The sequence below is a fragment of the Streptomyces sp. NPDC001750 genome (assembly GCF_042892615.1).
GTDB lineage: Bacteria > Actinomycetota > Actinomycetes > Streptomycetales > Streptomycetaceae > Streptomyces.
In genome coordinates, this window is record NZ_JBIAUE010000048.1 from 23,808 (window position 1) to 35,113 (window position 11,306).

Annotated in this window: 9 protein-coding genes and 1 pseudogene; 7 read left to right on the forward strand and 3 right to left on the reverse strand. The window is 65.5% G+C overall.

Annotation, left to right across the window (positions count from 1 at the left end; genetic code table 11):
- Window positions 1–137: 137 nt before the first annotated feature.
- From ACFYY6_RS36290 to ACFYY6_RS36300, 3 genes and pseudogenes are all read left to right on the forward strand, one after another.
- The gene (locus tag ACFYY6_RS36290) at window positions 138–866 is read left to right on the forward strand and encodes an SDR family oxidoreductase (protein WP_386609314.1); all 729 of its coding nucleotides are present in this window, start codon (window positions 138–140) and stop codon (window positions 864–866) included.
- Between the two features lie 301 nt (window positions 867–1,167).
- Window positions 1,168–1,835, forward strand: a pseudogene (locus ACFYY6_RS36295) (nitroreductase).
- Between the two features lie 657 nt (window positions 1,836–2,492).
- A complete protein-coding gene (locus tag ACFYY6_RS36300) occupies window positions 2,493–3,134 on the forward strand; it encodes a hypothetical protein (protein WP_389197448.1) in 642 nt (213 codons plus the stop codon).
- Between the two features lie 104 nt (window positions 3,135–3,238).
- Here ACFYY6_RS36300 and ACFYY6_RS36305 read toward each other — a convergent pair whose 3' ends face one another.
- The 3 genes from ACFYY6_RS36305 to ACFYY6_RS36315 all read right to left on the reverse strand — a co-directional run bounded on the left by ACFYY6_RS36305 (window position 3,239) and on the right by ACFYY6_RS36315 (window position 7,597).
- Window positions 3,239–4,975, reverse strand: coding sequence for a molybdopterin cofactor-binding domain-containing protein (locus tag ACFYY6_RS36305; RefSeq protein ID WP_389197450.1), 1,737 nt, complete (start codon window positions 4,973–4,975; stop codon window positions 3,239–3,241).
- Complete coding sequence (locus tag ACFYY6_RS36310; protein WP_351523054.1) at window positions 4,972–6,627, reverse strand: NAD-dependent malic enzyme; 1,656 nt, start codon at window positions 6,625–6,627, stop codon at window positions 4,972–4,974. The genes ACFYY6_RS36305 and ACFYY6_RS36310 overlap by 4 nt, the downstream gene beginning before the upstream one ends.
- Window positions 6,628–6,871: 244 nt before the next feature.
- Entirely contained in the window at window positions 6,872–7,597 is a 726-nt protein-coding gene (locus tag ACFYY6_RS36315; RefSeq protein ID WP_389197452.1) for an SDR family oxidoreductase, read from the reverse strand.
- Window position 7,598: 1 nt separating this feature from the next.
- Between ACFYY6_RS36315 and ACFYY6_RS36320 the strand changes: the two genes are divergently transcribed.
- From ACFYY6_RS36320 to ACFYY6_RS36335, 4 genes are all read left to right on the forward strand, one after another.
- On the forward strand, window positions 7,599–8,423 hold the full coding sequence (locus tag ACFYY6_RS36320) for an alpha/beta fold hydrolase (RefSeq protein WP_388653769.1): 825 nt from the start codon (window positions 7,599–7,601) through the stop codon (window positions 8,421–8,423).
- A 432-nt stretch (window positions 8,424–8,855) separates the two neighbouring features.
- Window positions 8,856–9,527 carry a nitrile hydratase subunit beta gene (nthB, locus tag ACFYY6_RS36325; protein WP_386609308.1) on the forward strand — a complete coding sequence of 224 codons (672 nt, stop codon included), beginning with the start codon at window positions 8,856–8,858 and terminating at the stop codon, window positions 9,525–9,527.
- Complete coding sequence (nthA, locus tag ACFYY6_RS36330) at window positions 9,524–10,123, forward strand: nitrile hydratase subunit alpha (protein WP_351523060.1); 600 nt, start codon at window positions 9,524–9,526, stop codon at window positions 10,121–10,123. Before nthB ends, nthA begins: the two co-directional genes overlap by 4 nt.
- Complete coding sequence (locus tag ACFYY6_RS36335) at window positions 10,120–10,467, forward strand: nitrile hydratase accessory protein (protein WP_073791062.1); 348 nt, start codon at window positions 10,120–10,122, stop codon at window positions 10,465–10,467. Before nthA ends, ACFYY6_RS36335 begins: the two co-directional genes overlap by 4 nt.
- Window positions 10,468–11,306 lie beyond the last annotated feature (839 nt).

The window sequence follows — 11,306 nt, forward strand, 5'->3', positions numbered from 1 at the left end:
CGCTCGACGAAACGGTCACGTTCGTCGACGGTCTCTGACACCGTCCCTCTTCGGCCCATCAACGAGCCGTTTCATGCCGCACCCACATAGCGTTTCATATGCCACATTGCGCACGTAATCCCGATGAAAGGCATGTCATGAAGATTGCAGTCATCGGCGGTACCGGACTGATCGGGGCGCAGGTCGTCAAGAACTTGAACGCCGCCGGACACGAGGCGGTACCGCACTCGCGGTCTACCGGAGTCGACGTCATCAGCGGCCAGGGACTGGACGAGGCGGTGGCGGGAGCCGACGTCGTCGTCAACCTGACGAACTCCCCGACCTTCGACGAAGCATCCCCGGCCTTCTTCCGGACCTCGATGGACAACCTCCTGGCCGCGGCTCACAAGGGCGGCGTCGGCCACTTCGTCATCCTCTCGATCATCGGCACCGACCGGGTTCCGGAGCTGGACTACTACCGGGCCAAGACGCTCCAAGAGAACATCCTCGCGGCCGGGCCGATCCCCTACTCGATCGTCCGAGCCACGCAGTTCATGGAGTTCATGGACGCCGTCCTGTCCTGGACCACCGACGGCGACACCGTCCGGCTGCCCGCCACGCCGATCCAGCCGATCGCGTCCAAGGACGTGGCCAGCGCAGTGGCGGAGGTCGCCGTCGGCGCCCCGCTGAACGGCAGGCGCAACATCGCAGGCCCCGAGATCTTCAACCTGGACGAGCTGGGCCGGATCGCCCTCTCCCACAAGGGCGACAACCGCACCGTCGTCACCGACCCCACCGCCGGCATGTTCGCCGCCGTCAAGGGCAACGTCCTCACCGACAAGAACGCGCACCTCGCCCCCACCCGCTACACCGACTGGCTCTCCTGACATCCCCGCCTCCCGCGTGTCCTGTTCCAGCCCGGCAGTCTTCTCGTTGCGCGCGCCGGGTGCCGCGGCTTGAGCCGGATGGGGATCCGGCTGCGGTCCCCCGATCCCAGGTCAGGCGGAGGGGGAATCGCATGCAGCCATTCGGTCCCGCCGAGCCACGGCTCTCGGGGTGGGACGGGCCTGTGGACGTCGCGACGGTCGCCCGCCGGCCTGGTGCTGGATGCGCCAGTTTCGGGTGGGCCCAGCGGTCCCGGATTGTCACTGACTGGACTGGTGGAGCAGATGCGGGAGGCAGACGATCTTGGATGTCTATGAGGCGGTCACGAGCCGGCGGGCTGTGCGCGGGTTCAGCGACCGGCCTGTTACGAGGCAGGTACTGGAGCGGGTCCTGTGCGCTGCGGCTTGGGCGCCGTCTGGATCGAACGTCCAGCCGTGGTGCGCCTACGTGGTGACCGGTAGGCCGCTGGCCGAGCTCAAGAGGCGCGCCGGTGAGCGCGTGGCGGCAGCCGACCCCTGGGACGAGCGGGAGTACGAGATGTACCCGCCCGCACTGAGGTCTCCGTACCACGAGCGCCGATCCGCCTTCGGCCATGAGCGCTACAGCGCACTTGGTATTGGGCGCGAGGACTGGGAGGCGCGCCAGAGGGCCGCTGCTGCGAACTGGGAATGTTTCGGCGCGCCCGCCGCCCTGTTCTGCTACATCGACCGCGACATGGGCCGGCCTCAATGGTCCGACGTCGGCATGTATCTGCAGACCGTCATGCTGTTGCTCGCGCCGAAGGGCTGCACAGTTGCCCGCAGATGGCGTGGTCGGTGTATCGCAAGACTGTCGCGGAGATCCTGTCACCACCGGACGAACTCATTCTCTTCTGTGGCATGTCGATCGGGTTCGAGAACGCCACGGTGGGTTACACCCGTACGGGCCGGGCGCCGCTCGACGAGACCGTCACATTCGTCGAGGGGGGGTAGATTTGCGACTGCGTGACGATCACGGTCGGCCGGGACGCCATCGTGATCGGCGACGACACCGGCTCCCTGACTTGATCGCAAGCTCACACCCTGAGCTTCCAACTGGTCAGCAGGCCGTTCTGTGTGAGCGATGCGTCAGCGTATGGCCGAGCACGAGTCGCCATGAGGCGGATCGCACCTCTGGTCGGGACTCACCCACCACACCCCCACCAGGACTTCGCACCAGGCAGGCGAACTCTTCCTGCTCAGCGGCGCGCGCTCGTGCGAAGAAGCTGGGTGTGCTGCTGGCCGTGGAGTCCGGCAGGCGCATCGTCACGAATCGTTCGGCAGACTCGGCAGCATCAGGGATGCCGATGAACTCGCGGAGCGCTGCGTTGGTCAGCGCCTCGGAGGGGGTGCTCCGGTGAGGTCACCGCTCTGGAGGTCAATCCCCAGATTCCGGTACCGGTCCCGCAGCCCTCGAGTAGTCCTCGCCCATCACCTCGGGCAGGAACTCCAGCTCGATGTCGTCGCCGATCTCCGCGACGTGCGGTTCCTCGTTGAGCGGCGAAGGTCTTCCCTGACATGAAGGCTCCCTGGGCATACCTCAGGTCTCAGCTCCGTCACAGACCCCGTACCCATTACAACCACGATCCTGAAGACTGACAGTCTCACCACGTGGAGATAGCTGAACTCGTTCTGGAGTACGTGAAGACTCTGGTGTGGCCCGTGGTCACACTCACCCTGATGTGGGGCCTGCGTGCACACATTCAGTACACATTCACGCGCATGACCAGATTGGAGACGCCAGCAGGCGCAATCGAGTTCGAGGCTGACGCGCGGGAGGTCCGACAGAACGCAGAAGAACTGTCCACGAACTCCGCCTCCGACAATCCGACCTCTGCGGGATCTGATGAACCAGTGCCTGAACAGGAAGAGAGTCCACAAGTTCCATCTCCACAGGATGCCCAGCAGGAATTCGACATTTACGAGTCTGCGAGAATCACAGCTATCCGTTCCCCTGCACTTTCCGTTATCCGCAGCTGGGACTTCCTCCAGGAGGATCTCACCCATGCCTTGAATCAGCGCCGAATCCCCGACCCTCCGAACGGCGATCGATGGCACCCTTGGGATATTTCATGGGAGCACCTGCACAGACTGGGTCTTGAGCCCGGAGCAGTGAGCGTTTACATGTCACTGAAAGACCTATGGGACAGAGCAGCACACACTCGCACCGTGGTCACTCCGCAAGCCGCAAATAACTTCATCGCCAGCTGCCGCGACCTTTCGCACCAGGTGAACGCCAGATACCACACGTAGCACTCAACGGCTGCCGCCTATCTACTCATATCAAAGAGCTTCGCGCAGCGACTGGGTGAGGAGATCGTCGGTCGCGTCGGCAAACCGGCACCGTTGTCACGGATTCAGTTATCCATCAGTGGTAGACCGGGCAGCACCTTCTCGATGGTGATGGGGAAGTCGCGCACGCGTACGCCGGTGGCGTTGAACACCGCGTTGGCGACCGACGCACCGGCCCCGCAGATGCCCAGCTCGCCGACGCCTTTCGCGCCCAGGACGTTGGCCTTGTCGTCGTACCCGTCAAGGACGACCGCGTCGATGTCGGGGACGTCGGCGTGGACCGGCACCAGGTATTGCGCGAAGTCCCGGTTGACGAACGCGCCAGATCGCAGGTCGACCACGGCCTCTTCTTCGAGGGCCGCACCGACTCCCCAGATCATGCCGCCGATCAGCTGCGAGCGGGCCGTCTTCGCGTTGAGTACGCGGCCCACCGAGAACACGCCGAGCATCCGCCGCAGACGGATTTCGGCGGTGTCCGCGTCGACCCCCACTTCAGCGAAATGGGCCCCGTAGGTGTTGATCGAGTAGTCCGTGTAGTTCGGATCATCGCCCATGAAGCGGGTACCGCTCTCCGCCTCGAACCCTTCTGGATGGTTGCGTGCGACGATCTCGCTCAGCGCCTCGGACGCTCTGCCAACAACCACGTTGCCATTCGAGAACACGGCGCCTGCCGGGTCCAGGCCATGCAGCGGAGAGCACGTGTCGCCGCGCGCCTCGGCCAGGAGCTGCTCGCGCAGGGCCATGCACGCACCGTGCACCGCATTGCTCGAACTGGCGGCGCCCCACGAGCCGCCGGACCCCCAGCTGGTGGGAAACTCGGAACGCCCGAGCTCGATCCGCACCCGATCGGGCGGCAGTCCGAGCCCGTCGGACGCGACCTGAGTCAGGACGGTGTACGTGCCCGTGCCGAGATCGGTCATGTCCGTCTGGACGACGGCGGTGCCGTCAGCCTCCAACCGCACCCGCGCTGCTGCCGGCCCTTGGAAGTGCCCGCGGATGGCGGCCGACATGCCGTAGCCGACCAGCCACCGCCCGTCGCGCACACTCGCCGGGGTGGCGGGGCGGTGCTCCCAGCCGAACCGGCGCGCGCCTTCGCGCAGGCACTCGACCAGGTGCCGTTCGCTGTACGGCACGTCTCGCTCGGGGTCGACGGTGGGCTCGTTGAGGATCCGCAGCTCGACCGCGTCCATCCCCAGCGCATGGGCCAGCTCGTCCATCGCCGACTCGACCGCCAGCATGCCCGGCGCTTCGCCCGGCGCGCGTACGTCCGTCCCAGGCGGCAGATCGAGCGGCGCAAGCCGGTGGCTGGTCAACCGGTGGGGTGCGGCGTAGAGACTGCGGGTCGTGGCGGCGGTCTGCTCGGCGTACTCCACGTCGGGGTTGGTGTGCATGGTGACGTCATGGGCAATCGCGGTCAGCCGTCCGTCCTGCTCCGCGCCCAGTCGAACCCGCTGGCTGGATGTGGGACGGTTGCCTACGAGCTGGAAGATCTGCTGCCTCGTCATGACTTCCTCCGCGGCTCGTACGATCGCCTGTTTCTTCCATTCGGGCAGCCGGTTGGCGGCGGCGTTCACCAGCGCTGCCGCCTTCTTCACGTAGCCGTAGGCGTGGTAGACCTCCTTGGGCATCCGGTCGCCACCGATGGAGAAGTGGATCAGCGACCGTTGCGTCTGCGCACCCCAGTAGCGGTCCGCTGGCACCTCGACCGTGCCCATGCTGTCAAATTCTTCGCGCTGTCCATCGGCCTGGATCCCGATCGGTACTTCCTGCATCTCGGGGACCGACTGGTCGCCCTGGCTCACTTCGCATGCTCCACATCGCTCGTGGGATAGACCGGCTGCCACATCGCGTCCTGCACCGCTTGAATGAGGTTTTCGTGCGTCTTCGTCGCGACCCCATCCTGTGCAGCGGCGCGGGCGACGGCAACGGCGACTGTGGCCGAAGACGCCCTCAGGTTGGCAACCGGCGGCAGGAGTGAGGCCCCCGGATGGGACACATCGACCTGGCCGGCCACGGCTTCGGCAGCGGCGAGCAGCATGCCGTCGGTCACGTGACGGGCGCCCGAAACGATCGTGCCGAGGCCGAGTCCGGGATAGAGGAGCGCGTTGTTGGCCTGTCCGATCTCGTATGAGATGCCGTTGTAGTCCACCGGTCCGACCGGGATGCCCACCGCCATCAGCGCTCTGCCCTCCGACCAGGTAATCGCGTTAGAGGGCATGACCTCGATGCGACTCGTCGGATTTGACAGCGGCAGGAGGACCGGACGGTCCACTCCCTCGGCCAGCGCGCGCACGACGTCCTCGGTGAAGGCGTTATGGACGGTCGACGTACCGATGAGGATGGTGGGTTTGACGTGCTTGATGGTGGTCAATAGCTCGATCTCACCGTCTGCCCACGCGCTCACCTCGGACTTCGGCCTCGCGTACGCCCGCTGGTAGTCAGGCAGGTCCACCATGTCGTCGGTCACGAGGCCATGGACGTCGATGAGCCAGATGTTGCTCTTGGCCTGTGCGGGGGTAGCGCCGTCACGCACCATCGCAGCGTGGATCTGGTCGGCCATGCCAGTGCCAGCGGTTCCCGCCCCGAAGACCACCAGTCGCTGCTCGGACCAGCGTGCCCCTGTGACCTTCAGGGCAGAGAACACCGACGCCATGACGATCGCCCCGGTGCCCTGCATGTCGTCATTGAAGATCCGGTACTTGTCCGCGTTCTCCACCAAGATCCGCCGGGCGTTCGACGGCCCGAAGTCCTCGAAGTGCAGCAGCGCGTTCGGGAACAACTCGGACACGGTCTGGAGATAGAGGGCGATGAAGTCGTCGTACCGCTTACCGGTCACCCGGGCATGCCGGTTGCCCAGGTAGGGCGGGCTGTTGAGCAGCTGCTCGTTGTCTGTCCCGACATCAAGGTTCACGGCGATGACCCGGTTCGGGTCGATGCCAGCTGCGGCCGTGTAAACGGCGAGCTTACCGATAGAGATGTCGGTTCCGTTGACGCCCCAGTCCCCGATTCCCAAAATCTCCTGAGCATCGGAGACAACGATCAGATCGACGTCGTCTGCACCAAGGCCGAGCGACTCGAATGATGCTCTCACGTCCTCGGGGCGGTTAATTGACAGGTATACCGCGCGTGAGTCGCGGTAGTCCACGGACCATTGCTGGATCGCGTCACCCACGGTTGGGTCATACACAACGGGCAGCAACTCGTCGAGGTGGTCGGTGAGCAGCTTGAAGTACAGCACCTGGTTCCGGTCGTGGATCTCATTGAGGTAGATGTACTTCTGCAGATCGGACGATTTCTGCTTGAGCTGTGCGTAGGCCCGGTTGGCCTGTCCCTCGAGGGTCTCGACGGCGGCTGGCAGCCGTCCGGTGATCCCGAGTTCCGCCCGCTCCTCCAGTGTGTAAGCGGTGCCGCGGTTTCGGTAGCGATCCTGCAGGACGGTCGGTTCGACAGGCATGGATGCCCCTTCGGCAGGTTTCGAGCATTGACGCTGTGCGCTGGCCCGGGCAGGGCTCCGCAGGGCTGCCCCTGAATATCGGGCGCCCTCTACTGTCTTCACCCCGCCCCGTCCAACGCCTGCTGCTACGTGAGAGCAGGCGAAAAGTTCGCTATGCCCGGGCACAAGCGCGATGACGAGGCGCCCGTTGGCTGTGTACGACTCCAGCACTCGGGAAGAACGCTCGCGATCGCACGGAAAGGAATCAGCTTGTGACGAGGGTCTCGGGCTGCATCTCGTAGGAGTGCTGGATGGCTTGATGCCGCGTCCCGAGGCCATCCGTAACCTTGCGCTCCCAGGGGGCCTGCTGGAGTTGCTTGGTCTCTTCGAGCATCGACGCTGGTTCCAGATTCCGGAAGCGGTCGACCTCTCCGGCCGCGACAGCGGTCAACGTCGCATAGACCGCTTCAGGATCGAACTGCGCTCGGGGGAAGGCGAGCTTGGAGTAGTCGAAGAGCCGCTGCGAGGGGTCGTCCTCCCAGCTTTCCCAGGTTTGGAACATGCGGTCGTTGAAGCCGGTCAAGAACGGCCCCGGGTTGACGGTGGCGACCTCGATGTTGTGCTCCTGCAGCTCGTAGGCCATGGTTTCGGCGATCGCCTCGACCGCATGCTTGGAAGCGGAATAGATGCCGGTGAAGGGGTTGACGTTCAGGCCCTCTCGGGATGAGACCCACACGATTCTGCCGGCGCCGCGCTTGACCATCTGCTTGGCGATTCCCTGGGTGAGGAGCAGCGGGCCGGTGACGTTGACCTCGAACTGGTGACGGATGTTCGATGCAGGAATGTCAACCGTGGAGCCGCCTTCGCCGACTCCTGCGTTATTCACCAGGATCTCCACACCCCAGTCGAGAGCCTTGCGACGATCACCGTCGTTTGTGACATCAAGCTTCTCGACCTGCAGGCTCACCCCTCGCCCAGCCGCCTGCCGCATCTTGAAATCAGGCGAGGGCAGACTGGCCTTCGGGGTGGCGGTGCTCTCCGCCCTGGCCCTGGTGCCGGCATACTCCGCACACGACCCCGGCAGGGCCCCGGGGGGCCAGAAGCCGACCGTGGTGCTCGTGCACGGAGCATTCGCCGACGGGTCGAGCTGGAACGCAGTGGTGCAGCGCCTGCAGCGGGGCGGCTATCAGGTCATCGCGCCACCCAACACGCTGCGTGGCATACCCCAGGACTCGGCGTACCTGAACAGCCTCCTGAAAACCATCAAAGGGCCGATCGTCCTCGTCGGACACTCCTACGGCGGTGAGGTGATCTCTCAGGCGGCCGCTGGGCTCGACAACGTCAAGGCACTGGTGTACGTCAACGCGATCATGCCGGACAAGGGCGAATCGTTCGCCAGCCTCTCCAGCAAGTTCCCGGCCGCCCCGATCACCAAGGCGTTCAGGCAAGTGCCGTTCCGCAATGGCGACGGCACCACGGGCACGGACGTATACATCCAGGCCGCCAAGCTCCACGCGACCTTCGCCCAGGACCTCCCGCAGCAGCAAGCATCCGTCATGGCGTCGACGCAGCGCCCGATCGCACAGTCGGCGTTCACCGACAAGATCACCGCAGCGGCCTGGCGGGACAAACCGGTCTACGTACTCGTCGGCAGGCAGGACCGGGCCATAGACCCGAGCCTCGAGCGGTACGAGGCCAAGCGCGCACACGCGCGCAAGACGGTGGAGATCAACTCCTCGCACGTGTCCCTGGTCTCCCACCCCCAAACGGTCACGGATCTCATCGTGAGCGCGGCCCGCGAATCCGGTCACCAGTAGACGAACGGGCATGACCTGCCACAGCCGTGGACTGCTGTGAGGGCGTGGCAGTCGGCCGCAAGAACGTCGAACGGCTCACGCGCCAGGATCCGATGGGTACTCGCCCGCCATCGACCGCTGGTGGATCACCAGCCGGACTCTCTCAACCAGCGTCGGCCCGTCGGCCCCTGCACCCGACCACCACATCCCGGCCCGTCGACCGACGGGCCCAGGAGGAGCGCACCGTCTGCTGCCGCGCCACGAGGACATGTACCCACCCTGGGCGGCGAGCCCCGCCGCCTGAGCACCGGCTGCGTCGGCCCAACGGCCGGAACGAGCCGCCTCGCCACTGACCTGGTAAACGGATTGCATCACGGCGTACGGCGTGACGTCACAGGCATCAGCCAAATATGATGGATTTGTCTTCTTTTGCGGTAAATGAGAGGCCATGCCATGGATGGAATTGCCGACATGGGAGGCACGCAGGGCTGGGGACGCGTTCATCCACCGGATCGCGAGGAGCGCGTTTTCGCACAGGACTGGGAGCGCAAGGCATTCGCGCTGGCGATTCTCTCCAGCCGCGTTGCCTGCGGCGGCGTCAACACGGACGCCTTCCGGCACGCATTGGAGCGCCTGGACCGCGCCGCCTACCTGGACGACGGTTACTTCGGGCGATGGCTCAACGCCGGAGAACTGATGCTCACCGAACAGTCCGTCCTGGCGACCGGTGCGGTCGAAGCCCGCGCCCGCAACCTGCACGGCGAACACGTGGAGGAGCCACCGGTCACGGAACCTGCCCTGCCCCGGTACACACCCACCACCGAAGGCTCACTGCGGTCCGTGGAGACCTCACCGAAATTCGACGTAGGCGAACGTGTACGCGCCAGGAACATGTCCGTGCCCGGGCACACTCGACTGCCGCGCTACGTCCGGGGCCACAGCGGAGTCGTCGAGATCATCCAGCCCGCCCATGTGCTGCCGGACACTAATGCACACTTCATGGGAGAGAACCCCCAACACGTCTACTCAGTGCGGTTCGACTCACGCGAACTATGGGGCGCCGACGCCGAACCCTTCACCGTCACCGTGGACATGTACGAGAGCTATCTGGAGACCACCCCATGACCACCACCGGCGGCTCTGAGGAGAGCCCTTCCGTGGCGCTGCGCACCGAGGCGCTCGAACAACTGCTCACCGAGCGCGGCCTGATCGACCCGCAGGCCATGGACGCGATCATCACCCGCTATGAGACGAGCGTGGGTCCACTTAACGGTGCCAAGGTCGTCGCCAGGGCGTGGACGGACCCCGACTATCGACGGCGTCTGCTCGAAGACGGCACCGCCTCCATCAAGGAACTCGGCTTCTCGGGACAGCAGGGCGAGCACATCGTCGTGGTCGAGAACACCCCGACCACCCACAACGTCGTGGTGTGCACGCTGTGCTCGTGCTACCCGTGGCCGGTCCTCGGCCTGCCGCCGAGCTGGTACAAGGACCCCGCCTACCGCGCGCGCGTGGTCAGGGAGCCGCGCACGGTGCTGGCCGAGATGGGACTCACGCTCGACGACGACGTGCAGATCATCGTCCGGGACTCCACCAGCGAGGTGCGCTGGCTCGTACTGCCCGAGCGTCCATCCGGCACCGAGCACCTCACGGAAGAAGAACTCGTGCCCCTGATCACCCGGGATGCGATGGTCGGCGTAGCCAAGGTGGCGACACCGTGAGCACGCCACTGGACATCGAGGGCCCGGCAGCACCGCCCCGCTCCAACGGCGAGCTGGTGTTCGCCGAGCCGTGGGAAAGCCGCGCCTTCGGCATGGCCGTCACCCTGTACGAGGCGGGCGTCTTCAGCTGGCCGGAATTCCAGACCGCGCTGATCGCCCGGATCACCGCCTGGACAGCCTCACAGGAGCACGGCGAGTCATACCACTACTACCGACTATGGCTGGGCGCCCTGGAGGACGTACTCGCCGACCTCAGCGCCGTGTCCACGGACGAGGTCATCACACGCGCCCAAGCCCTGGCACAACGCTCCCCAGGTCACGACCACCGCGACCACGCGCGTTAACTCCGACACCTTCGGAGCAGACTTCACTGTCGGCGAGCTGGTCCTCCGGGAGTTTTCGGGACGAGTGAACGCAAAGGCTCCGCTCGGGGCCACCGAAGTCGCCACCCGCGCGAGTGGCCAGCAGCCCGGCACGAGGACATGCGGCGACCGACCGTCCACCCCGGCGTCATCTCCTGGAGCAAGGACGGAACCCCGCCCCGCTCCTCGCGTTCACCGTCGCCGACGGCCACATTGCCGAGATCACCGCCGTGGTCGACCCGGCCGAACCCGCGCTCAACAACCTGCCGGACCCGGTGTGCCCCCCTACCAGCAGAGGCCGCGCACACTCGAAGTGGTCCAAGCCTGATCCCGCAGAGACGTTGAATTCAGCCTCTGAGAAGACCACAGCACCGCGCGACCGCTCATCGAGGCAGGCCACGGGGCTCCGTGCAGCGCCGCATCAACCGCGGTCACTCAGCGTGCCCTGGGCGGCGATGATTGCGTCTATCGCCGCTGCCCGAGACCTCGACTTCGCGGCAAATCGCGATCATGAACCGCGGTACGAATCACACCTCGGCGCCGATACGCCGTGTCGGATCGCGCGAAGCGTTGACCTGCGTGGTCGCGATTTGCCGAAGAGTCGAGTGGCATGGGAGGCAGCGGCGGGTCAGGATTGGCGGCAACCGGAGGCCGCCGTCGGCGTCACCGGGGGTCAGGCTCAGAGCAACAAGGGGTTGCCGTCACAGTGATCGACACGGACGAGCTAAGGGCTGACTCTGTCGGGGATCTTGGTGTCGTCTGCTCAGTCTCTGGCGGATCGCCAAGACCTCGGCCGGGGGATCTCGTGCTGGTCCAGGAAG